Origin of the sequence: Streptomyces sp. NBC_00984 (genome assembly GCF_045162475.1) — a bacterium.
Lineage (GTDB): Bacteria > Actinomycetota > Actinomycetes > Streptomycetales > Streptomycetaceae > Streptomyces.
In genome coordinates, this window is sequence record NZ_CP108734.1 from 1,899,042 (window position 1) to 1,922,572 (window position 23,531).

Annotated in this window: 21 protein-coding genes; 8 read left to right on the forward strand and 13 right to left on the reverse strand. The window is 70.3% G+C overall.

Going from position 1 to position 23,531, the window contains the following annotated elements; genetic code table 11:
• Nucleotides 1-85: 85 nt before the first annotated feature.
• Nucleotides 86-2,491 carry a glycosyl hydrolase family 95 catalytic domain-containing protein gene (locus OG520_RS08210; RefSeq protein WP_406012730.1) on the forward strand — a complete coding sequence of 802 codons (2,406 nt, stop codon included), beginning with the start codon at nt 86-88 and terminating at the stop codon, nt 2,489-2,491.
• A 21-nt stretch (nt 2,492-2,512) separates the two neighbouring features.
• Here OG520_RS08210 and OG520_RS08215 read toward each other — a convergent pair whose 3' ends face one another.
• Both OG520_RS08215 and rsgA read right to left on the reverse strand, forming a co-directional pair.
• Nucleotides 2,513-3,874, reverse strand: a complete 1,362-nt coding sequence (locus OG520_RS08215) for a DNA-3-methyladenine glycosylase 2 family protein (protein WP_406016442.1) — start codon at nt 3,872-3,874, stop codon at nt 2,513-2,515.
• A gap of 102 nt (nt 3,875-3,976) precedes the next feature.
• Entirely contained in the window at nt 3,977-5,149 is a 1,173-nt protein-coding gene (rsgA, locus tag OG520_RS08220; RefSeq protein WP_406012731.1) for a ribosome small subunit-dependent GTPase A, read from the reverse strand.
• Between the two features lie 376 nt (nt 5,150-5,525).
• Between rsgA and OG520_RS08225 the strand changes: the two genes are divergently transcribed.
• Complete coding sequence (locus OG520_RS08225; RefSeq protein WP_406012732.1) at nt 5,526-6,026, forward strand: DUF5949 family protein; 501 nt, start codon at nt 5,526-5,528, stop codon at nt 6,024-6,026.
• Between the two features lie 150 nt (nt 6,027-6,176).
• On the opposite strand, the gene OG520_RS08230 is transcribed toward OG520_RS08225, so the two are convergent.
• The 6 genes from OG520_RS08230 to OG520_RS08255 all read right to left on the reverse strand — a co-directional run bounded on the left by OG520_RS08230 (nt 6,177) and on the right by OG520_RS08255 (nt 9,258).
• Nucleotides 6,177-6,587: a rodlin gene (locus OG520_RS08230; protein WP_406012733.1), complete on the reverse strand. Its 411-nt coding sequence runs from the start codon at nt 6,585-6,587 to the stop codon at nt 6,177-6,179.
• Between the two features lie 119 nt (nt 6,588-6,706).
• On the reverse strand, nt 6,707-6,907 hold the full coding sequence (locus OG520_RS08235) for a hypothetical protein (RefSeq protein WP_406012734.1): 201 nt from the start codon (nt 6,905-6,907) through the stop codon (nt 6,707-6,709).
• 275 nt (nt 6,908-7,182) lie between these two features.
• Nucleotides 7,183-7,593, reverse strand: coding sequence for a rodlin (locus tag OG520_RS08240; protein ID WP_406012735.1), 411 nt, complete (start codon nt 7,591-7,593; stop codon nt 7,183-7,185).
• A 184-nt stretch (nt 7,594-7,777) separates the two neighbouring features.
• A complete protein-coding gene (locus OG520_RS08245) occupies nt 7,778-8,068 on the reverse strand; it encodes a hypothetical protein (protein WP_406012736.1) in 291 nt (96 codons plus the stop codon).
• 249 nt (nt 8,069-8,317) lie between these two features.
• Complete coding sequence (locus tag OG520_RS08250) at nt 8,318-8,551, reverse strand: chaplin (RefSeq protein WP_406012737.1); 234 nt, start codon at nt 8,549-8,551, stop codon at nt 8,318-8,320.
• Nucleotides 8,552-8,856: 305 nt separating this feature from the next.
• A complete protein-coding gene (locus tag OG520_RS08255) occupies nt 8,857-9,258 on the reverse strand; it encodes a rodlin (protein ID WP_406012738.1) in 402 nt (133 codons plus the stop codon).
• Between the two features lie 554 nt (nt 9,259-9,812).
• On the opposite strand from OG520_RS08255, the gene OG520_RS08260 reads away from it, so the two are divergent.
• A complete protein-coding gene (locus OG520_RS08260; RefSeq protein WP_406016443.1) occupies nt 9,813-10,580 on the forward strand; it encodes a chaplin in 768 nt (255 codons plus the stop codon).
• A 95-nt stretch (nt 10,581-10,675) separates the two neighbouring features.
• Here the strand turns inward: OG520_RS08260 and OG520_RS08265 are convergent, their stop codons facing one another.
• The 5 genes from OG520_RS08265 to OG520_RS08285 all read right to left on the reverse strand — a co-directional run bounded on the left by OG520_RS08265 (nt 10,676) and on the right by OG520_RS08285 (nt 17,279).
• Nucleotides 10,676-11,611 (reverse strand): dihydrodipicolinate synthase family protein, encoded by a 936-nt coding sequence (locus OG520_RS08265; RefSeq protein WP_406012739.1) that lies wholly within the window; start codon nt 11,609-11,611, stop codon nt 10,676-10,678.
• Nucleotides 11,608-12,615 (reverse strand): oligopeptide/dipeptide ABC transporter ATP-binding protein, encoded by a 1,008-nt coding sequence (locus tag OG520_RS08270; protein WP_406012740.1) that lies wholly within the window; start codon nt 12,613-12,615, stop codon nt 11,608-11,610. The genes OG520_RS08265 and OG520_RS08270 overlap by 4 nt, the downstream gene beginning before the upstream one ends.
• Nucleotides 12,612-14,579 carry a dipeptide/oligopeptide/nickel ABC transporter permease/ATP-binding protein gene (locus OG520_RS08275; protein ID WP_406012741.1) on the reverse strand — a complete coding sequence of 656 codons (1,968 nt, stop codon included), beginning with the start codon at nt 14,577-14,579 and terminating at the stop codon, nt 12,612-12,614. Before OG520_RS08275 ends, OG520_RS08270 begins: the two co-directional genes overlap by 4 nt.
• Nucleotide 14,580: 1 nt before the next feature.
• Nucleotides 14,581-15,531 carry an ABC transporter permease gene (locus tag OG520_RS08280; RefSeq protein ID WP_383207703.1) on the reverse strand — a complete coding sequence of 317 codons (951 nt, stop codon included), beginning with the start codon at nt 15,529-15,531 and terminating at the stop codon, nt 14,581-14,583.
• Nucleotides 15,532-15,683: 152 nt separating this feature from the next.
• Nucleotides 15,684-17,279, reverse strand: a complete 1,596-nt coding sequence (locus tag OG520_RS08285) for an ABC transporter substrate-binding protein (RefSeq protein ID WP_406012742.1) — start codon at nt 17,277-17,279, stop codon at nt 15,684-15,686.
• Between the two features lie 184 nt (nt 17,280-17,463).
• Between OG520_RS08285 and OG520_RS08290 the strand changes: the two genes are divergently transcribed.
• The 5 genes from OG520_RS08290 (at nt 17,464) to OG520_RS08310 (ending at nt 23,531) form a co-directional block, all read left to right on the forward strand.
• Nucleotides 17,464-18,195: a FadR/GntR family transcriptional regulator gene (locus tag OG520_RS08290; RefSeq protein WP_406012743.1), complete on the forward strand. Its 732-nt coding sequence runs from the start codon at nt 17,464-17,466 to the stop codon at nt 18,193-18,195.
• Nucleotides 18,196-18,377: 182 nt separating this feature from the next.
• Nucleotides 18,378-19,385, forward strand: coding sequence for an acetylxylan esterase (locus OG520_RS08295; RefSeq protein ID WP_406012744.1), 1,008 nt, complete (start codon nt 18,378-18,380; stop codon nt 19,383-19,385).
• Between the two features lie 15 nt (nt 19,386-19,400).
• A complete protein-coding gene (locus OG520_RS08300; RefSeq protein WP_406012745.1) occupies nt 19,401-20,699 on the forward strand; it encodes a GDSL-type esterase/lipase family protein in 1,299 nt (432 codons plus the stop codon).
• 84 nt (nt 20,700-20,783) lie between these two features.
• On the forward strand, nt 20,784-22,223 hold the full coding sequence (locus OG520_RS08305) for an exo-alpha-sialidase (RefSeq protein WP_406012746.1): 1,440 nt from the start codon (nt 20,784-20,786) through the stop codon (nt 22,221-22,223).
• 117 nt (nt 22,224-22,340) lie between these two features.
• Nucleotides 22,341-23,531 carry an FAD-dependent monooxygenase gene (locus OG520_RS08310; RefSeq protein WP_406012747.1) on the forward strand — a complete coding sequence of 397 codons (1,191 nt, stop codon included), beginning with the start codon at nt 22,341-22,343 and terminating at the stop codon, nt 23,529-23,531.

The following is a 23,531-nucleotide window of genomic DNA, read 5'->3' on the forward strand; positions in this document are numbered from 1 at the left end:
GACGCAGCAATGCCTCGCGCCTACCTTCCCTCAAGAAATAGCTCGGATGAATTGAGCGCCTGCGTACGAGCCGCCAGGAGAAGCCTTGTCCACAGCACCGGACCCCTCCCGCACGCCCCGGACCGAAGCCTCGTCACCGTCCCCTTCCCGGCCGTCCCCTTCCCGGAGAACGGTTCTCGCCACCGGCACCGCGATCGGCGGCACCCTCGTGGTCGGCGGTGCGGCCCTTCCGGCCCGAGCAGCCACCCCGGCCGCGCCGGGGCACGCCGCCCCGGCGCCCACCACCGTGCATTCCCCCGGCGACAGCTGGCGCACCGTCCTCGACGACGCCGACCTGCTCTGGCAGAAGCTGCCGAAGACCTGGTACGAGGGCCCGTATCTGGGCAACGGCCGCCTGGGCTCCGGCATCTACGCGGAGCCCGGCGCCACCACCCGGGCCATCCGCTTCAACGTCCAGCACTCCGAGGTCCAGGACCACCGCCCCGAGTTCGGTTCGCTCTTCGGCCTCGCCCGCCTCCCCATCGGCCACTTCACCCTGGAGCCGGTCGGCACCATCACGGGCGTCGAGTGGTGGATGCGGCTGCGCACCGCCCAGCTCGAAGGCACCGTCACCACGACCGCCGGCACCCTGGAGCTCCGCGCCTTCGTCCACTCCACCAGCGATCTGCTCACCGTGGAGGTCACCCCGAGCGCGGGCGAACAGGACTTCCGCTGGGTCTTCCACCCGGCCGAGGCGATCAGCCCGCGAGCCGCCTTCAAGCCCCTGCCGGACGGCTACACCGGCAACCCTCCCGCGGTGACCGAGCAGCACGGCGGGACCACCGCGGCCGTCCAGCCGCTGCTCGCGGGCGGTCAGCACGTCACCGCCTGGCGCGAACGCACCAGGGGCACCAGCCGCACCCTGTACGTCACGGTCGCGCACTCCCACCCCACGACAACGGCCCGGGACCGTGCGCTGCGTACCGTGAAGACCGCTTCCGCGCTCCCGTACGGTCCGCTCGCCGCACCCCATCGCACCTGGTGGGACCGGTTCTACCGGAAGAGCTTCCTGTCCCTGCCCGATGCCCGGCTCCAGCGCTTCTACTGGATCCAGCTCTACAAGACCGCGTCGGCGGCCCGCAAGGACGCCCCGGTGATGGCCACCTCCGGCCCCTGGCTGGAGCCCACCCCCTGGCCCAACACCTGGTGGAACCTCAACGTCCAGCTGGAGTACTGGCTGATCCACGGCTCCAACCACCTGGAGCTGGACGCGGTCACGCGCGCCCTGAGCGAATTCCGCGACCAGCTCTCGCGCGAGGTCGCCGCCCCCTACCGGGCCGACTCGGCCGGCATCCCCCGCACCACCGACCCCCAACTGGTCAATGGCGCCTCGGTGGCCGACGGCGGCTACGGGGTCGGCATCCCCGGCCAGGACCCGCCCACCCCCGAGGTCGGCAATCTGACCTGGGCGCTGCACAACGTGTGGCTCTCCTACCGCCACACCATGGACGAGTCGATCCTGCGCGACACGCTCTTCCCGTTGCTGCGCAAGGCGGTCAACTACTACCTGCACTTCCTGACGCCCTGCGCGGACGGCAGGCTGCACCTCCCGGCGACGTTCTCCCCCGAGTACGGTGTCAACGCCCCCGACTGCAACTACGACCTCATGCTGCTGCGTTGGGGCTGCCGCACCCTGCTGGAGTCCGCCGGACAGCTCGGCGTCCACGACCCGCTGACGGCCCGCTGGCAGGAGGTCCTGGCCAGGCTCGCGCCGTACCCGGTCGACGCCAACGGGTTCATGATCGGCGCCGGGGTCCCGTTCGCGCAGTCGCACCGCCACTACTCGCACATGCTCGCGGTGTATCCGCTGTACGAGCTGACGGGCGCGACGGCCGGCGAACGCGCCCTGATCGAGAAGTCCCTCGCCCACTGGGTGGGCTTCGAAGGCGCCCTGCAGGGCTACACCTTCACCGGCGCCGCGTCGATGTCCGCGCTGCTCGGCAAGGGCGAGGACGCGCTGAAGTACCTCGGTCAGCTGATGAGCCGCTTCATCCGGGCGAACACCATGTACAAGGAGTCGGGCCCGGTCATCGAGACCCCGCTGTCGGCGGCCCAGTCCCTGCACGACATGGTCTGCCAGTCGTGGGGCGGCACGATCAGGGTCTTTCCGGCACTGCCCGCCGCCTGGCGGGAGCTGACCGTGCACGACTTCCGGACGCAGGGCGCGTTCCTGCTCAGCGCGGTACGCGAGGAGGGCCGGACCCGCTGGGTGCGGCTGACCAGCGAAGCCGGCGCACCCTGCGTCGTACACCACGGCATCGACGGGCCGGTGGAGATCCGGGACCGGCACGGACGGCCGCTGGCTCACGAGGAGCCGGCCGAGGGCACGGTGCGCATCCGCCTCCGCAAGGGCGAATCGGCACTGATCACGGCGAGGGGCGACCGCCCGGACCTGACCGTCCGCCCGGTGACGGCGAACGAACCCGCGCCGCGCTGGGGCCTGCCGGCGTAGGCCCCAGGCCCCCGGGCCCACTCACAACAGGCCCAGGAGCCCCAGGTGGCGCACCCCGTACGAACGCCAGGGCCGCCACGGATCCGACTCGGGCCGCCCTTCCGGATCCACATCCGGATCACCGAGCGCACGCATCCTGATCAGCGCCGCGGCTGCCGGGCCGATCCCCGGCAGCCGCAGCAGTGCCCGCTCGGCCTCGTCGCGGTCGGCCCCGGCGTCGAGCCGTACGTCCCCGTCGGCGAGCGCGGACGCCAGCGCCCTGAGTTCCGGGCCGTCCGCCGCCCCGGCCAGCACACCCGGCTCGGGGAACACATGCGTGAGCCCGCCGCAGGGCACGTCCAGGAGCTTCCCGTACGTCTCCACGAGCCGCTCCGCCTCGTCCCTGCCCACCAGCGTCCGTACGGCGAACTCCTCCGGGTCCGCGGCACCCGGCGAACGCAGCCCGGGGCGGGCGGCGATGCCCGGTGCGAGTCGCGGGTCGGCGCCGAGCCGCTCGTCGACGGCGTACGGATCGGCGTCCAGGTCGAAGAGCCGCCGCAGCCGCTGGACGGCCGTCGTCAGGTCCCGCAGGTCCGTGAGGTGGATCCGGGCCTCCAGCCAGGACCCGGCGGACCGCTCGTCGACGGCCACGATGCCCGTGCCGTACGGAAGCCGCAGGGTGCGCCGGTAGGTACGGGCACCGGCCGCACCGCTGACCTCCTCGACCCGGGCGACCGTCTCAGCGGCCAGGAGATCGAAGACCTCGCGGGCCGCGTACGGCCCCCGGTGGGCGAGCCGCAGCGGGATCCCGGTGGTCCGCGCCTCCCGGACCGCCGCTCCCAGCCCCGTCCCGGCCTCGGCCCGCAGCGCACTCGGCGTGCGGGCGTAGATCTGCCGGATCGTGTCGTTGAACTGGCGCACACTGGCGAAGCCCGCGGCGAAGGCGATCTCCGTCACGGGCAGCCCGGTCGTCTGGAGCAGCACGCGCGCGGTGTGGGCCCGCTGGGCGCGGGCGAGCGCGACCGGGCCCGCGCCCAGCTCGGCGTTGAGCTGCCGCTGCACCTGGCGCGAGCTGTAGCCGAGCCGGTGGGCGAGACCGGGCACGCCCTCCCGGTCGACCACACCGTCGCCGATCATCCGCATGGCCCGGCCCACGACATCGGCCCGGACGTTCCAGTCCGCCGAGCCGGGCACGGCGTCCGGGCGGCAGCGCCGGCAGGCCCGGAAACCATGGCCCTGCGCGGCGGCCGCGGTCGGGTAGAAGCGGACGTTCTTCCGCTTGGGCGTGACGGCGGGGCAGCTCGGCCGACAGTAGATGCCGGTCGTTTCGACGGCGAAGAAGAACTCCCCGTCGAATCGGGCATCGCGGCTGCTCACCGCCTCGTACCTGGTCCGTTCGTCCATCACACCGTCCAGTGTGCGGCACCCGCCGGTACCGCACTCGCGGTTTTCGGACGTGGACCACCGGCCGACGACCGTGGCCGGTCGCGGAGCGGGGAACCGCCTCTACCGCACCCGGCCCCGCTTGGCGTTCATGGCGGCCCGGCCCTCGGCGCCCTTGCGCTTCCAGTCGCGCAGGATCTCCGACCGCATCCGGGCGTCGGTCTTGGCGACGATGCGCTGGTTCTCGCGCAGCAGCTTGCGGAAGCTGTCGAGGCGCCGTTCGTGCAGCGAACCGTCCTCGATCGCGGCGAGCACCGCGCAGCCGGGCTCCGCCTCATGGGCGCAGTCGTGGAACCGGCACTGCTCGGCCAGCTCCTCGATCTCGGAGAAGACCTGGCCGACACCGGCCTCCGCGTCCCAGAGCCCGACCCCGCGCAGCCCGGGGGTGTCGATCAGTACGCCCCCGGAGGGCAGGACCAGCAGATTGCGGGTGGTGGTGGTGTGCCGGCCCTTGCCGTCGACGTCACGGGCGGCCTGCACCTCCATCACGTCGTCGCCGAGAAGGGTGTTGGCGAGGGTCGACTTGCCCGCGCCGGACGCCCCGAGCAGCACGCTCGTGCCGCCCGAGACGATGGCGGAGAAGACATCCAGCCCCTCCCCCGTGGCGGAGCTGACGGTCAGCACCTGGACACCAGGGGCGACGCCCTCGATGTCCTGGACGAGGTACGACAGCGTGGCGGCATCCGGTACGAGGTCGGCCTTGGTCAGCACCACGATCGGCTCGGCGGCGCCGTCCCCGGCCGACCCGCCGTCCCGCAGCAGCGCGTCACCGCTGGAGCTGGACATGGCGAGCGCGAGGAAGCGCTCCACCCGCCCCAGGTCGAACTCGACCGCGAGCGAGAGGCAGATGACGATGTGGTCCACATTGGTGGCGAGCACCTGTCCTTCGGAGCGCTGCGACGAGGTCGAGCGGACGAAGGCGGTACGCCGCGGCAGCAGCGTCCGTACGAACTGCGGATCACCGTCCGGGTCGACGGCGACCCAGTCGCCGGTGCAGACGATCCGCATCGGATCGCGCGGGACGACGAAAGCGGTGTCGGCCCGGAGCGTGCCGTGCGGGGTGACGACGTCGCACTGGCCGCGGTCCACCCGCACCACGCGTCCGGGCAGCAGACCCTGCTCGGCGTACGGTGCGAATTCGGCCGCCCACGCGTCGTCCCAGCCGTACGGGGTCAGCGGATGCGACGCGGACGAGCCCTGAAGAGAAGAAGCGGACGGAAAAGACGGGAAAGACAAGGGAAACCCTTCAAAGGGGTGGCCCCGGCAACGCGCGAACGGCGCGGAGAGTTACGGAGTAGGTCAGCCGGCGACCACGGGGGTGGGAACGATGCTCTTCGGGTTGTGGGCAGCGCCCATCGCAGCGACAGTCATCACGATCCTCACCTCCTGGTTCAAGCACGGGACCGACAGCGGTGGTTGATCTCCGCCGTCCGGAACAGTGGACACCATAGTCCGTCCACGTCGGGCGGCTCAACACATTTGATCGAAGCCGCCATGGCAGCCGGCGGGCGGAGACGATTCGAGCCGCATCCACCAGAGATATCCGGCTATCTCCCTCGATCAGGTGATACTCATGCACAACGACCGGTCCGGGGCCGTTATGGTGCCGAGCATGACCTCACCCCAGACCTCCACCGGCACGTTCACGCAAGCCCAGTTGGGCACGATCACACTGATCGGGTGGAGCGGCGAACACCCCGCCGACGGCAACGACGTCACCTTCCTTCTCGTCTACTCGCTGGGCGACGGTACCGACGGCCCCGCCGCCGGCGAGGCCGCCATGCGCGTGGCCCTGGAACGCACCGGGCTGCCGGTCGGCAGCGCTCCCGTCTACGCCGCCGAGACCCCGGGGCTCCAGGTGAAGCTGCTCGTCCAGGCCGGGCAGGCGGTCCTGACGCTGCCTCACTTCACGGCCCAGTACCCCGCACCGCCCGAGTGGCTGGCCGCGGCCGGCCAGCGGGGCGAGGTGCATGCGATGTTCGCCACCCGCCCGTGGCCCCAGGGCGCGCCGGGCCGGCCGGTGAGCGAGGTGCTGCTGCGGTCCTTCGCGGCCGACCCGGAGGTCATCACGACCGCCGCCCACTGCGTCCTGCCGGTACGCAGCCTGGGCTGACCCGCCCGGGTACGCCGGATGCCCACCGCCCCCGTGGCGCGGTGGGCATCCTCACGCGTGGAGACCTGGGGCAGTGCCCCGGATCCTGCCTGTGCGGCGCGGTGCGGGCGACCTCGGGGAATCCCGCGGGCAGCCCGCACGTCGGTCACATCAGTCGTTGGCGATCCCGTTGCCCGAGAGCACCGGGATGTCGTCGACGAGGTGCGACAGCGGCTCGTCACCCTTGACCTGGGTGGAGTTGTCGGCGCACTGCTGGTTCTGCGGCGAGGCCAGGACATTGACGTCCTGGACCGCGACCGGCACCAGCAGACCGGCGAGCGAACCGACGTTGGCCTTGAGCGGCAGGCCGACGCAGGCCTTGTTCAGCGTGCCCTGGACGAGCTGAACCTGCGGGCTGCCGTCGCCCCGGGTCACGCTGTTGCCGAACTCGTCCACGGCGCCGTTGCCGTTGACCGACGTGGTGCCCCCGTCATTGCCGATCGCCATGGCCGCGGGGGCCGCTGCGGCGGACAGGCCGACCAGGGACACGGCCACTGCTGCGCCGGCCATCATCTTCTTCATCACGCTTCACCTTTCGGAGCGTCCCGTTGTGGAACGTACTGATCAACCCGCTACGGAAGCGTCGGTTCCGCAGTACCACTCAAACGGGTTCGATCCGGCATGAGTTCGATCGCCTTCGGTCACCCGTCGACAGCTTCGCCGGAGGTGCGGGCTGCGGGGACCCGGCTTCCCGCGCACGGCCGGTCGGGCTCCGCGGGGGGCGCCGGCTCCTGACGGCCGTGGGCCGCCTGCCACTCGGCGAGCAGCCGGTCGTAGATGGGTGTGCCGTCCTGTGCGTGCCGCTGTCGGCCGCGGGGGCGTTGACTGTCGTACTGGTCCATGAGTGGCCCCTACCCGGTGCGGCGGGTGACGTGCGCCGTCACTACGGCAACCGGCCCAGTCCACCCGCCCTTTCGAGGGCCGTGGCGCCCCGGACACACGAGTCCGGACACACGAGTGGGGCCGACGCGTCCGGGCGGCCGATGAACGGCTGCCGTGCGGATGCGTCGACCCCACGGGTGTTTCGGGTACTGCGTACAGGCGGGCTCGAAGCTGCCCGCGGCACGCTCCCCTGCCGGTTCGAACACCGGCGAGGAGCGCCCGGAGCGGTACGGCCTTAGTTGTTGCCGGCGCCGTTGCCGGACAGGACCGGGATGTCGTCCAGGATGTGCGACAGCGGCTCGTCACCCTTGACCTGGGTGGAGTTCTCCGTGCACTGCTGGTTCTGGGGCGAGGACAGGACGTTGAGGTCCTGGACCGAGATCGGAATGGCCCCGAGGACCGAACCGACGTTGGCCTTGGCCGGCAGCGCGATGCAGGGCTTGTTGAGCGAGCCCTGGATGAGCGCGAACTGCGGGCTCATGTCGCCGTGGGTGGCGGAGTTGCCGTACGACTGGATGGCGTCGTTGCCGTTGACCGACGTCGTGCCACCATCGTTGCCGATGGCCATGGCCTGTGGGGCGATCGCGGCGGAGACGCCGACGATCGAAGCAGCGACGGCTGCCGAGGCCATAATTTTCTTGATCATGAAATAGCCCTTCTGGGTTTTCTGTTGCCCGCCTGTCCGGAGCGCCCTGATCAACTCACGACAACGGGGATGGTTGTGCCGATTCACTCGAACGGTGCTTTTACGTTCGGTTGTTCGCCGAATTCACCACACCGGAGGAATACGAAAGGCCGGGGCCGGCGGGAAACTGCCGTGGTGCGACGGATCAGCCGCCGAGCGGCAGGCCGCCCATGAGCGGGGCCGCACCCTTGGCCGCGCCGGTCGCCTGGCCGGCCAGCTTGGCAACGGTGCTGTTCTTCTGCACCGAATCCGCGGCGCCGCCGACCGTGTTCACGATCGGGTCGACAGCCTTCGGGGCACTCTCCACCACCTGGTTGACGCCTCCGTTGAGGCTGAAGTTGGGGGCCGTGGCGTTGGTGACGGCGAAGGCGGGAGCAGCCGTTCCGAGAGCAACCACGGAACCGGCAACGAACGCAGCAGTCTTCGCGTACTTCACTATCGGGTTCCCTTCTGCAGCGGCATCTGTTTCGGTCGCGTACCCGCGCCGCACGAGCCTTCTTTAGCCGTGCCTTCTGCCGCTTTCACCCTGGGTAACGATGCGGTTGCGACACGGCAACTGGACGGGGTCGGTTTTTCTGCGGGACCACCCGATCGAATGCCGGAAGGAAAGGGGGAAGGCCCCGGATCGCATGGGAATGGGATCCGGGGCCTTCGGTCATGAGCAACCGGCTCGTCCGACCAGAGGTCAGACGTTGCCGCAGGCGTGGCCGAAAGTGGGGTTGAGCAGACCGACCGCGTCCACAGTGTTGCCGCACAGGTTGACCGGAACGTGGACCGGAGCCTGGATGTTGTTGCCGGACACCACACCCGGGGAGAAAGCAGCGCCACCCTCGGAACCGGAGTCGGCGAATGCGGGCGCGGCGGCACCCATCGCCATCAGGGTTCCGGCGGCGATGGCGGCAACCTTGGTGTACTTCACTTTGTTCCCTTTCTTGGACGGAGTCCGAAGCGGCCACGTCTTTCGTGCCGCACGAGTGCGAAACCGATCACTCGTAACCCCGCCGATGTAATTCGTAACGATTTCAGACCGCAGGCGAAACTCTTTTGGCGGAAGATTCTCGAAAGGTCGCCCGAACGATGCAATATCGATCGCTCGATGTCACCGGAAAGTTCTTCCGACAATCGGATGCGTCACTGCCGGGGGATGGCAGCAACAGGCCCGGGACGCGCGGAGGAGGAACGCCGGCGGCCCGGGCCTGTCGTTGCGGCTGGATCAGCTGCGGATCAGCTGTTGCCGGCGCCGTTGCCGGAGAGCACCGGGATGCCGTCCAGGATGTGCGACAGCGGCTCGTCGCCCTTGGCCTGGGTGGAGTTCTCGGTGCATTGCTGGTTCTGCGGCGAGGACAGCACGTTGATGTCCTGGACCGCGACCGGGATCAGGCCGATGAGCGAGCCGACGCCGGCCTTGGCCGGCAGGCCGATGCACGGCTTGTTCAGGCTGCCCTGGACCAGACCGAACTGCGGGCTGCCGTCACCGTGGGTCTCGGCGTTGCCGAACGACTGCGAGGCTCCGTTGCCGTTGATCGAGGTCGTACCGCCGTCGTCGCCGATGGCCATGGCCTGCGTCGCGCCCAGACCGAGGATGGAGGCGGCAACGGCACCCGTAGCCAGAACCTTCTTGATCACGATTAACCCTTCTCGTACTGAATGCCCCTTGCCGGAGCGCCCTGCCCAACTCACGACCGGGCGTTTGGTTCTCTCCATTCACCCGAATGCCAGAGGTTCACGCACAGCAGTACGAAACGGCGCTTCAAGGGCTCGCGGACAGAATCGATCCGCCCGGTTGCTCCCCGGCCCCCAGCAGCCATTTTTCCATCCGCCGATCCGAGCCCCCTACACGCCGGGCGGGGTCGGTTCCCACCCGTACGCGTACGCCATTCGTGTGGACACACAACTTCCACGACCATTCTGGTTTCCTCAACTAACCCTCCTCGTTATGAGTGTCACAAGCGTGCAGTTCGGGCGCTTGACCGGCAGAAGCCAAGGACTCTTCCACATGAAGCGCACGTCTTCGTGGTCTCTGCGCTTTCCGTAACCGCCGCTTACCGAGTCGCGCACGGGCACCGCCGGGGTGGCCTCCGGCGGCGCCCGCACCGGCCTGACGAATGAACTGCGAGCGTTCCGCTCGCACGGAATGTCCTAAGAAGGGGCAATCAATGCGAAAAGCCTTGAGTAAGAGCGTGTTGGTGATGGCGGCGGCATCAGGGATCCTGACCGCAGCCGGCGGATACGCGTTCGCGGATGCCTCCGCCGACGGCGCGGCCCTCGGTTCGCCCGGCGTCGGCTCGGGCAACAACGTGCAGGTCCCGGTGCACGTGCCGGTCAATGTGTGTGACAACACGGTGAATGTGATCGGTCTGCTGAACCCCGCGTTCGGCAACGAGTGCGTGAACCCGGACGGTCAGGGCGGCGGGGGCCAGGATGCGAGCGCCGAGGGCGGCGCGGTCGGCTCCCCCGGGGTGCTGTCCGGCAACAACATCGAGGCTCCGGTGGACGTTCCGGTCAATGTGTGCGGCGACACCGTCGACGTCATCGGTGCGCTGAACCCTGCGTTCGGGAACAAGTGCGGCAACGAGTCCGGTGAGCAGGAGACCCCGCCGCCGGTGCACCCGCCGCACGAGCCCCCGGTCCACCCGCCGCACAAGCCGCCGACGACGCACAAGCCGCCGCACCACCACACTCCGGACTGCCCTCCCCCGCACCACAAGCCGCACCACCACCACAAGCCCCCGACCCACCACCAGCCGCCGGCGCATCACCACCAGCCGCCGGTGCATCACCACCACCAGCCCCCGACCCACCACCACAAGCCGCACCACCACCACAAGCCGCCGCAGCTGGCGCACACCGGTGCCGACGCCAACCTGGGGATGGCCGGCGGAGCCGCCGCGGCCATGGTGCTCGGTGGAACCGTGCTGGTCCGCCGTACCCGCGCCTCGAAGAGCTGACCGGCGCGGTCGACAGCTAGCGGACCGAAAAGAAGCGGTCCGTCGTCACAGCCGGGGCTGTGACGACGGACCGCTGTCCTTTGATTCGGGCCGGCTCACACCCGGGCGAGCCCCGCGCGGTCCAGGCAGGCCGCGATCTCGGCGGTCTCGGCCGTGTCCAGGCGACGCATCGGCGCGCTCATCGCATTCGTGTCGATGATCCCGCGCAGCATGAGTGCCGTCTTGAACGCGCCGAGTCCCGCGGCGGTGGCGGACGCCGTGCCCGGACGGGCCACACGGACGATGTCGAAGAGCGCGACCAGGCGGTCCTGTTCGGCCCTGGCGGTGGCCCAGTCACCCCGTACCGCGGCCTCGTGGAGACGTACGTACCCGTGCGGGTCCACGTTTCCGAGCCCGGGGACCGAACCGTCGGCGCCGCCGAGCATCATCGCGTCGACGACCAGCTCGTGCCCGGTGAGCACGGAGAACTCCGGGAGCTCACGAGCGCCGATGGCCAGGCGGCGGAACGAGCCGTCGTCGCCGCTGGAGTCCTTGACCCCGGCCAGCACGCCGTCCGCGGCGAGCGGCAGCAGCAGCTCCGGGTCGAGCTTGCTGTGCACGCAGACCGGTACGTCGTACGCCAGGACCGGCAGGTCGAGAGCGGCGGCGATGTCGCGGAAGTGGCGGTCGATCTCGGTGTCGTGCGTGCGCGTGTAGAAGGGGGCGGTGACGACGACGGCGTCGGCGCCGAGCGCTTCGGCAGCGCGGGCCCGCTCGATCGCCCGGCCGGTGGCGGTCTCGATCGCGCCGGCGAGCACCGGGACCTGACCGGCGCAGGCGGCCGTGATGACCTTGATGACCTCGTCCTGTCGTCCAGGCGTCAGATAGGCGGTCTCCCCCGAGCTGCCGAGGGCGAACAGGCCACTGACGCCGCCGTCGAGCAGATGCCCCACGACCCGCTCCAGGGAGGGGCGGTCGATCTCGCCGTCCGCGGTGAGCGGCGTGACGACGGGTGGGATCACTCCGGTGTAGCGGGGGTTCCGGGCGGTCATGCGGTGCTCCTTGCGGACGGTACGGGGGCCGGGTGCCCGGCGGGGGACGTGGGGTTCCGGGGGTGGACGCAGTGCCAGCGGTGTCCGTCCGGTCCGGAGGCCGCGGCGGGAAAGACCGTGGCGCAGGCGTCGTCGGCCTTCCAGCAGCGGGTGCGGAACGGGCAGCCGGACGGCGGGTTGGTCGCCGAGGGCACCGGCCCGGTGAGCACGATGCGTTCGGTGGTCTCCAGCAGGCTCGGGGTCGCGGAGAGCAGTGCCTCGGTGTACGGGTGCACCGGGGCGCCCGCCACGTCGGCCGCACGCCCTTCCTCCACGATCCGGCCGAGGTAGAGGACGGCGAGGCGGTCTGCGAGGTAGCGCACGGTCTGGATGTCGTGCGAGATGAACACCATGCCGAGCCCCAGGCGTTCACGCAGATCGACCAGGAGGTTGAGCACCTGGGCGCGGACGGAGACATCGAGGGCGGAGGTCGGTTCGTCGGCGACGATCAGTGCCGGTTCCAGGGCCAGGGCGCGGGCGATGGCGACGCGCTGGCGCTGGCCGCCGGAGAGCTGTCCGGGGAGCGCGGCGAGGGTGTGGCCGGGCAGGCCGACCAGGTCGAGGAGTTCCTCGACGCGTGCCTCGCGCTCCTCGCGGGTGCCCCGCTTGTGCACGTCGAGCGGGTCACGGAGGACCTGACGGACCGTCAGCCGCGGGTTGAGGGCGGTGGCCGGGTCCTGGAAGACGACGCCGACGGCGGAGCCGAAGTCGTCGCGGCGCTGCGCCGCGGACATCGTCCACAGGTCGCGGCCGTGGAAGGTGACCTCGCCCTCGGTGGGCTTCTGCAGGCCGGTCAGTACCCGGGCCAGGGTGGACTTGCCGCAGCCGGACTCACCGACCAGGCCGACGATCTCGCCGCGCTCGACCTCCAGGGTGGCGTCGGTGAGGGCGTGCACCGCGTCCCGGCGGAAGACTCCGCCGCTGCGTGCCTTGTGGCGTACGTGGACGCCGTCGAGCCTGATCACCGGGCGCTCCCTTCCAGTTGTGCGGCCTTCGCCGGGTGGTGGCAGGCGAAGCCGTGGTCGTTCGCGGCGTCGCGGGCGGTGACTTCGGGTGCGGTGGTACGGCACAGGTCGGTGGCCGCTTCGCAGCGCGAGGCGAAGCGGCAGCCGCTGCCGAAGCCCTGGGGTGCGGGGACGATGCCGCGGATCTGGTGCAGCCGGTCGGCGCCGGCCTCCAGGGAGACGACCGAGCCGAGCAGGCCGCGGCTGTAGTGGTGGGTGGGGCCGGTGAGTACGGAGCGCGTGGCACCGATCTCGGCGAGGCGGCCCGCGTACATCACGGCGACCCGGTGCGAGAGGTCGCCGACGAGGGCGAGGTCGTGGGAGACGAGGACCATGGCGAAGCCGAGTTCGTCGCGCAGTTCCACGAGGAGTTCGACGACCTGGGCCTGGACGGTGACGTCGAGGGCGGTGGTCGGTTCGTCGGCGATCAGCAGGCGGGGGTCGCGGGAGAGCGCCATCGCGATCAGGACGCGCTGGCGCTGGCCGCCGGAGAGCTCGTGGGGGTAGCTGCGCAGGGTGCGTTCGGGTGCGAGACCGACGAGTTCCAGGAGTTCGGCAGGGGTCTTCGTACCGCCGCGCGAGGTGAGCTGCCCCAGCTGGGTGCCGACGAGGTCGGAGGGGTTGAGGGAGGAGAGCGCGTCCTGGTAGACCATCGCGATCTCCGGGCCCATCAGCGCACGGCGTTCCTTCGGCGTGAGCTTCAGCAGGTTCCGGCCGCGGTACAGGATCTCGCCGCCGACCTCGGCGTTGCGGGCGAGCAGGCCCATGACGGCGAGGCTGGTGATGGATTTGCCGCAGCCGGACTCACCGACCAGGCCGAGGGTCTCGCCCTCGTGGACGGTGAAGTTCAGTGAGTCGACGACGGGGATCTGCCCGTAGCGGTCGGGGAAGCGGATCGACAGATCCCGTACGACGAGCAGTTCGGCGGCGTCGTCCCGTACCGGGGTGATGGTCGGCTCGGTGGCGTTGATGCGGTCGGCGAGCCTGGTGAGGGCGGCGTCGATGTCCACGGTGGCGGTGGCCTCGACCGGGTCGGGTGCGGTGGCCGCGGTGGGTGCGACGGCGGCCCTGGCGCTCCTGGGCGCCGCGGAGGCGTCGGTGAGGCCCTCGGAGAGGATGTTGAGGGCGAGGACGGTGATCAGCAGTGCGAGGCCGGGAAAGAACGTGGCCCACCAGCCGCCGGCGAGGAGGATCTGCCGGCCGTAGGCGAGGACGCTGCCCCAGCTGGGGTCGGGGTCCTGCACTCCGGCGCCGATGAAGGAGAGGCTGGCCTCGAAGATGATCGCCTCGGCGACCATGACGGTGGCGAACACCATGACCGGGGCCATGCAGTTGACGGCGACGTGGCGGAGCACGATGTAGCCGCGGCGGGCGCCGATGACCTTCTCGGCGGCCACGTAGTCCTCGCCGTACTGGGAGAGGACGTTGGCGCGGACCACGCGGGCCAGCGACGGGGTGTAGACGAAGGCGATGGTGAAGATGATCACCGGGATGCTGGTACCGAAGACCGCGACGAGGACGGCGGCCAGTGCGATCGGCGGGAACGACATCACGATGTCGAGGGTCCGCATCACGGACTCGTCGCCGAGCTTGCGCGAGGTGGCGGCGATCGAGCCGAGCAGCGCGCCCGCGACCAGTGCGAGCGCGGTCGCACCGAGGCCGATCACCAGCGAGTAGCGCGAGCCGTGCACGACCCGGGCGAAGACGTCGCGGCCGGCCCGGTCGGTGCCGAACCAGTGGTCGCCGCCGGGTGCCTGGACCGGGGTGCCGGTGGTCAGCGGGTCCTGGGTGAACAGGGGGGCGAGTACGGCGCCGAGGACGACGACGATCAGTACGCCGAGGGCGATGCGGGAGGTGACCGGGAGGGCGCGGAACGCGATGCCCGGTCGGGACAGTTTGTTGGCCAGACGGCCGGTGGCGAACATGTCACACCGTCCTGATACGCGGGTTGACCAGCAGATAGAGCAGGTCGACGATGACGTTGACCACCAGGAACGCGATGGCGATGGTCAGTACGGTGCCCTGGACCAGGGCGACATCGCCGCCGGTGACACCTTCGAGGATGAGCTTGCCCATGCCGGGCAAGTCGAAGATCGCTTCGATGACGACCGCGCCGCTGAGCATGTAGCCGACCTTGATGCCGAGCACGGTCAGCGGGGTGACGAGCGCGTTGCGCAGCACCGAGCGGATGACCAGCAGCGGCGGGAGGCCGTTGCCGCGGGCGGTGCGTACGTAGTCGCGGTCGAGTTCGGCGACCATCGAGGTCCGGACGAGGCGGGCGAGGGAGGCGGAGACCGGGAGCGCGAGCGAGATCGCGGGCAGGGCCATGGTGGTGAGCCAGCCGCTGAAGGAGTCGGCCGGGTTGGTGTAGCCGCCGGTCGGGAAGATCCGGGTGTTCAGCGCGAACTGCTGGATGAGCAGCACGCCGAGCCAGAAGGACGGGATGGCGACCCCGGCCATGGAGACCACCCGGAACAGCTGGTCGGGCCAGCGGTCCCGGTACATCGCTCCGGTCACTCCGAACAGCACGGCCAGCACGACCGCGAGGAGCAGTCCGAGCAGGGTCAGCTGGAGGGTGAGCGGGAAGGCGGCCGTGATCCGGTCGACCACGGGCTGGCTCGGCGGGACGGTCATCCCGAGGTCGAAGTGGAGCAACTGGCCGAGGAAGTGGAAGTACCTGACCGGGAGCGGGTCGTTGAGGCCGTTGGCCTCCGCGAACGCCGCTCGGGCCTCGGGGGTGGCGCTCTCCCCGAGCGCGTTGAAGGCCGGGTCGGCCGGCGAGAACTGGAGCACCACGAAGACGAGCAGCGCGATGCCGAGGATCATCACCGGCATCATCGCGACGCGGCGCAGCGCGAGCCGGAGAAAAGCAACCATCGTCGGGTTCCTTGCGGTTGGGCGGCCTGGTGGCCCGAGCACCGGGGGGCGGGGTGCCGGACCGGACTGTCGGCCACCTGTGACATGTCATCGGCGCACCGTCCGCGGCACGGCGGTCAGGTGACATGTCACAGGTGGCCTGTGCGCTTTGGTCAGGCGCGGCTGACGTCCAGGAAGGAAAGGCCCGTGGTGGGCAGCGGCTTGAAGCCGGGCAGCGCCTTCTCGTTCCAGGCGGTGGGCAGCTTGCGGTGGAGGATCGGGTAGAGCGCGGCCTCGTCGGCGACCAGGTCGGTGACCTCGCCCCACAGCTCCTTGCGCTTCGCCTCGTCGGCGGCCTGCGCCGCCTTGTCAAGGGTCTGCCTTACCTTTTTGTACGCGTCGGACTTGCCCCAGCCGTAGCGGTTCTCGGGCCAGAAGCCGTAGTAGAACCAGCGCAGCAGGAGGTCGGCGTCGTTGCCGAAGACGGACGGGTCGCCGGGGGCGACCAGCACCTCGAAGGCACCCTTGTCGATCTTGGCGTACTGGGCCGGGGACTGGGCGATGTCGAGGGTGACCTTGACGCCGGCCGCCTCCCAGCTCTCCTTCAGCAGCGGGGCGATGTCCTTGACCCAGCCGGTGTCGGTGGTGAGGACGGTGAAGGAGAGGTTCTTGACGCCCGCGTCGGCGAGGAGCTGCTTGGCCTTCGCCACGTCGTGCGTGTAGACCGTGGCGGCCTTGCGGTAGTCGGGGTGGGTGGCGGGGACGTACCCGGTGGCGGCTGCGGCGTTGCCCACCATCGCGGTCGAGATGATCTTCTCGGTGTCCAGGGCGTAGTGCAGTGCCTGGCGCACGCGCTTGTCCGCGAAGCGCTTGTCGGCGGTGTTGAACATCAGGAAGAGCAGGCCGAAGGACTGCACGGACTCGGTCTTCGAGGCGCCCGCGAGCCGCTTGACGTCGATGTAGGGGACGTCCTCGATGGCCTGGACCCGGCCCGACTCCATGGCGCTGACGCGGGCCGACTGGTCGGACATCAGCCGCCAGATCATCTTCTTGGCCTTGGCCGGGTGCGCGCCGTTGTACTTGTCGTACGCCTCGAAGACGATCTTGTCCTCGCGGGTCGCCTCGATGAACCTGTACGGTCCCGAGCCGACCGGCTTGGCGTCGAATGCCTTGGGGTCCGGTTCGACGATCTTCTTCGGGACGATCCGGGCCACGGCGATGCGGGACGGGAAGAGCGCGAAGGGGTACTTCAGCTTGAACTCGACCGTGCCGGCGTCGACGGCCTTCACCGTGTCGATGAAGGGCACGAACTGCGCCATGAGCGAGGCGTTCTTCGGGTCCAGGATGCGTTCGAAGCTGAACACCACGTCGTCGGCGGTGACCGGTGATTCGTCGTGGAAGGTCGCGCCCTTGCGGAGCGCGGCCCGGTAGGTGGTGGCGTTGATCTTCTTCAGCATCTCGGTGGCAAGTGCGGGACGGGCCACGAGTGTTGCCGGATCGAGATCCACGAGGCCCTCGAAGATGTGCATATTGGCGGCGTACGGAGTCGCGCCCGAGGTGATCATCGGGTCGAAGCCGGTGGACAGGGGGTACGAGAGACCGGCCTCGATGAGGCCGCTGCCGCTGCCCTTGTCCGCCGTGCCGTCAGCGGTCGAGGACGGTCCGCCGCAGGCGGAAAGGCTCGCCGTGAAGGCTGCTGCCGCGCCGACAGCGCCGGTGTATCGCAGGAAGGTGCGGCGCTCGACACCGGCTGGTCTCAGCTCGGGCACGGGTCCTCCAGGGACGTCGAAGGTGGAACGTAAGGGCGGAAAACTGGCGGGGAAACGGGTGACGGAACGCGGGATCGCGAGAGATCGAGGAACCGAGAGCATCAGACGTCAGATGTCTGATGCCTTGATAGCGTGGGAACGTAGCTGGACAATCGAGAGGGGTCAAGAGGTGGGGAGTTCACATATGTCCGGTGCGAGGCCCGGCCGGCAGCTGCTCCGGCAGGAAGTCGTCGAGGGCATCAAGCGCTACATCCTCGAAGAGCGACTCCGCCCCGGGGACCCGCTGCCCACCGAGCCGGCCCTGTGCGAGGCGCTCGGCGCCAGCCGCTCCAGCGTCCGCGAGGCGGTCAAGATCCTCAACGCGCTGGACATCGTGGAGGTGCGGCACGGGCACGGCACGTACGTGGGCAGGCTGAGCCTGTCGGCCCTGGTGGAGAGCCTGACCTTTCGCGGGCTGCTCTCCCCCGACGACGACTTCCAGGTGATGGCCGACCTCGTCGACGTACGCGAGCTCTTCGAGCGCGGGATGGCCGACCGGATCGTCTCGCTGCTCAGCAAGGACCAGCTCGACGCGCTGGACGGCCTGGTCGCCACGATGCGCAGGACCGGCGCCCAGGAGGGGCACGGCTTCGTGGAAGCGGACCGGGCGTTCCACGCGCTCCTGGTGGCGCCGCTCGGCAATGAGCTGATCGGCCAGCTCTCGATGGCCTTCTGGGACGTGTACTCGATCGTCGCGCCGCATCTCGACGGATTCACGCACGCCGACGAGATGGCGACGATCGTGGCCCACCAGAACATCGTGGACGCCGCGCGAGCCGGGGACATCACCGGCTTCATGAAGGCGCTGGGCGAGCACTACGCCCCGGTCAGGCGCCGGATCTCCGAGGCCCGCGCCCGCGACAACGCCCCGGACTGACCCTGCCGGCCGCCCTTCCGGGGAGACGCGACCGGGCCCTGCCGGGACAGGTCCCGGTCCGGCGGGGCCCTTGACGGCCGCCGCGAGCGCTGCCTAGGGTCCGTGTGCCGCCAGGACATCTGACGTCTTCTGTCTTGATGCCCGGCATTCACACCCCCGGCGCATCCCAGGAGGGCACCTCCATGCCGTTGACGGACCTCTCGCTCGCGGACTGCCGCGAATACCGGCCCGAGTTGCCGGTTCCGGACGGCTTCGACGCCTTCTGGTCGAGCACCCTGAGCGAGGCGTCCGCCGCCGGCGGTCCGGTGCCGAAGCCGGTGTTCGCGCCCGTGGACACCGGGCTCACCCAGGTCCGTACGTACGATGTGACATTGCCCGGCTTCGCCGGACGTCCGGTCCACGGCTGGCTGCATCTGCCGGCCGGGGCCACCGAACCCCTCGGCTGCGTGGTCGAGTTCCTCGGTTACGGACGTGGGCGCGGCCTGGCGCACGAGAATCCGCTCTGGGCTTCCGCCGGTCACGCACACCTGATCATGGACACCCGCGGTCAGGGCTGGTCGGCCGCGAGCGGTTCCACCGCCGATACGGACGCCGGTGCGGCCGGCACCGTACCCGGCTTCCTCACCCGCGGCATCGAAAGCCCCGAAACGTACTACTACCGGCGGGTGTTCACCGACGCGGTGCGCTGTGTCGAGGCGATGCGCGAGCACCCCGCGGTCGATCCGGACCGGATCGTCGTGACCGGGGTCAGCCAGGGCGGCGGCATCGCCCTGGCGGTGTCGGGGCTGGTGCCGGGGCTGGCCGGGGTGATGCCGGACGTGCCGTTCCTCTGCAACTTCCGGCGCGGCGCGGAGATTTCGGGCCGGCCGCCCTACACCGAGATCGCCGAATACCTCAAGCTCCACCGCGACCGCACCGGGACGGCCTTCACCACCCTGTCGTACTTCGATGCCGCACTGCTCGCCACCCGCGCCACCGCTCCCGCGCTGTTCTCGATCGCGATGATGGACGAGATCTGCCCGCCCTCCACCTGCTTCACCGCGTACAACCACTACGCGGGCCCCAAGGACGTACGCGTCTACGAGTTCAACGGGCACGAGGGTGGCGCGGCGCATCAGCAGCGGGAGCAACTGGCCTGGGTGCGTTCCCTGTTCGCAGGCCCGCCGTCGGGGCGGGCCGGCCACTCCTGACCGGAGGCACCTTCCGTGCGCAGACGATCCATGCTTCTTGCCGCCGGCGCGGCGGCCCTGAGCACCCGGCTCGGCGGCCGCGCCTTCGCCGCCGCTTCGGGCGGCGGCCCGCTCCTGGACCACGACACCCCCGTGGACCTGGACGGCAGCGAGTACGTCGACCTGTCGAACCGGGTCGGCGCACTCGCCCCGCTCACCACGGGGACCATCGTCGTCACCTTCCGCACCACCAGCCACAACGAGGCGATGACCCTGCTCAGCGCCTCCGATCCGACCGAGCTTTCGTCCGACATCACGCTGAACCTGAGCGGCGGCGCCCTTCAGTTCTCCGTGCGCGAGAAGGGTGCGGTGCTGATCAATGTCATGACCAGGACACGCTATGACGACGGGTTGCGTCATACCGTCGCCGTCACCGTCGACTCCTCCGGCACCCGGCTGCACGCCGGCGGACGCAAGGTCTTCGAGACGGCGCGGCACTCCTTCTTCGCCGCCGTCTCCGGGCTGAGCGCACTCGCTCTCGGCCGCAATCTCGACAGCGACCACCCCGGCGGCGAGTGGTTCTGCACCGGCACGATCGAGCGGGCCGCGGTCTGGGACCGGGTGCTCGACGAGGCCGAACTGGTCGCGCAGAGCCCCCGCCCCGACCTCGCCGATCTGGGCAGGATCTCCACGGTCCTGAACAGCGACACTCCCGCCACCTGGGTCGTCACCGGTGACAGCATCACCCACGGCGCCCTGCACACCAACGGCCGGCGCAGCTACCCGGAGCACTGGACGGAGCGGGTCCGCTGGGAGCTGGGCAAGCCGAAGAACCGGGACTTCGTGATCGATTCCGGCGTGAGCGGCGCCACCAGCGCCGAACTCGTCGCCATGTTCGGGGAGCGGGTCACCGCCTTCTCGCCCCGGGTGGTCTCGATCATGATCGGTACGAACGACATCGCGACGCCCGGCCTCGGCCCCGAGGCCTACCGGGCCAACCTCGTCTCGCTCGTCCGCTCGGTGCGGGCACTGCCCGGCTCGCCGGTTCCGGTACTCCAGTCACCCAACCCGGTCGATCCGGCCAAGTGGCCCGGCCGGGTGGGACTTTCACGGTACGCACAGGTCATGGGCGAGGTCGCGGCGGAGCAGAACGCCGTGTTCATCGACCACCACAACGACTGGCTGAGCGGCAACGGCGGCCAGGTCCCGCTCTCCCTGCTCAACGACGGGCTCCATCCCAATGAGCGGGGACATCACCGCCTCGCACTGAAGATGATCAAGGACTTGCGGGTCTTCGACATCGACAGCCGGGTCTGCTCGCTGCGCATCCCGTAGCGGCGCGCGGGGCTCGGCACCCGCTCCCACCCCCTGGCCCGGCCTTCCCAGAAGCACCACCCCTTCCGAGAAGAGAGATCGTCCATGCAGCGAAAAGTCTCCGTCGCCCTGCTCGGCGCCGCCATGCTGGTGGTCACCGCGACCGGCACCGCCGACGCCGCCTCCCCCGCCCCCGGTCAGCTGACCTCGCAGGACCTGACCGTCGACGGGGTGGGCTCGCCCCACTACCGCATCCCGGCACTCACCACCTCCGTCAAGGGCACGGTGCTCGCGGCCTACGACGCCCGCCCCACCCTCGGCGACCTGCCGAGCAACATCTCCATCGTGCTGCGCCGCAGCACCGACAAAGGTGTGACATGGCAGCCGCAGCAGGTGGTCCGCCAGGACGCCGCGCCCAAGGGCTACGGCGACCCGAGTCTGCTCGTGGACCGCACCACCGGCCGGATCTTCCTGTTCTACGCGGCCTCGGTGAACCAGGGCTTCTTCGGCTCGGGCACCGGCAATGACGAGACCGACCCGAACGTCCTCCAGGCCGACTACAGCTACTCCGACGACGACGGGGTGACCTGGACCCATCGCCGTATCACCAAGCAGATCAAGAACCCCGCCTGGGCGGGCATGTTCGCGGCCTCCGGCGAGGGCATCCAGCTGCGCCGGGGCCCGTACAAGGGCCGGCTGATCCAGCAGTACGCGGTCCGCATCAACGGTGCCAACTACGCGGCGAGCGCCTACAGCGACGACCACGGCGAGACCTGGAAGATGGGCAATCCGGTCGGTCCCGGCGGCGACGAGAACAAGACCGTCGAGCTGTCCGACGGCAGGGTCATGCTCAACAACCGTTCGAAGCCGTACCGGACGATCGCGTACTCCACCGACGGAGGGGTCAACTACACCCCGTTCGAGGAGGACACGCAGCTCACCGACCCGGCGAACAACGCCTCGGTGATGCGGTACGCCCCCGATGCCGCACCGTCCGACCCGCAGTCCTCGTGGCTGCTGTTCAGCAACACGGAGGACGCCTCGGCACGGCGCAACCTCACAGTGAAGATGTCCTGCGACAACGGGAGGACCTGGCCGATCCGGAAGGTCGTCGACCCCGGCGCCGCGGCCTACTCGACGCTGACCCGGCTGCCCGACGGCCGCCTCGGGCTGCTCTACGAACGGGCCGACTACCAGCACATCACCTACGCGTCCTTCGACCTGAAGTGGCTCGGCGGCACCTGCGCCGACATCACGATCACCCCGCCGGCGGCGCTCAGGGCCGGTACCGGCACCGAGGTGACAGTGCGGGTGGTCAACCGGATGGACGTGCGCCGTGACCGGGGCACCGTCGATCTCACCGTGCCCGGCGGATGGACGACGAGCCAGGTCGTCGTCCCGGCGCTCAACCCCGGCCAGGGAGCGAATGTGAAGGTCCCGGTGACCGTCGCGGCGGGCGCCTCGGGCAGTGTCACGCTCACCGCCACGTACCGGGCGAGCGGCAAGCAGGCGTCCGGCAGCGCGACGGCGACCGTGACTCCTTAGGGTCCGGCCCCCGGAAGGCGCCGCGCGTTCCCGTCCCGCACCTGCCCTCGCACGGGTGCGACGATGTGGGCGTCCAGCACCTCCCGGAGCGTCGGAACAGGCGGTAGCACGGTGGCAGTGACAGGTTTACGCATCGGGGTGGTGGGCGGCAGCATCGCCGGCTGCGCGATGGCGATCGCGGGGGCGCGGGCCGGGGCGGACGTCACCGTCCACGAGCGCAGCGACGGCGCGTTGCAGGACCGGGGATTCGGCATCGTCATCCCTCCGCCGCTCCATCAGGAGCTGGTCGCGAGCGGGTATCTGGGCGCGGACATGCCGACGACACCGGTCGCCGCCCGGGTCTGGCTCGCACGGGCGCCGGGGCGTCGGACGGCACGTGAGCTGGCACGGCAGCAGGCCCCGGTCGCGGCGTGCAACTGGGGTCTGCTGTGGCGGGCGTTGCGTTCGAACATCGGGGACAGCACCTACCACCGCGGGCGGCCCGTCGGCTCCGTCGTCCGTACCGCCTCCGGCGGCGCCCTGATCCGTACCGCGGACGGCGAGCGGGAGTACGACATCGTCGTCGGGGCGGACGGGCACCGGTCCGTCACCCGCGAACTGATCGCACCCGAGGTGCGGCCGGTTCCCGCCGGATATCTGGTCTGGCGTGGCACGATCCCGGCGAGCGCGCTCCGCGACCATCCGGAGCAGCTGGCACTGCTGGAGAGCGCCTGGGTCACCCTGGGTTTCCCCGGCGGACACGGTGTCTTCTACCTGATCCCGGGAACGGAACCGGGATCGCGGCTGCTGGCGTACGCCATCTACGCGCCTCCCCCGGCGTCGATGCCGGCACCGGGGGCCGGTGCCCCGGTCTCCGCCGCGTACGTGCGGCACATCGCCGGGGAACACTTCCCCGCGGAGTGGGCCGACATCGTCGCCCGGGGCGAGCACACCTCCCAGGCGCTCCACCCGGTCGCCGACTTCGTCGTGCCCCGGGCGGCGGAACCCCCCTTCCTGCTGGCCGGCGACGCGGCGAGCGTGACCCGGCCGCACACCGCGAGCGGGGCGGTCAAGGCGCTCCAGGACGCGTTGTGCCTGGAACGGTCACTGCGCGCGTCCTCCTCGGCGGCGGAGGCCCTGCACCGGTACGCGGAGGAGCGTTCAGCCGAGGGGGCCCGCCTGGTCGGACTCGGCCGCAGGCTGGGGCGGGAACTCGTCGAGAACACGCCCGACTGGCCGACGATGGGGCCGGCCGAGGTGGACGCGCTCAGCCGCGCCGCGTTGAACGGCGCCGACAGTTATCTGTACGGCAGCGTCCAGCGGCAATGA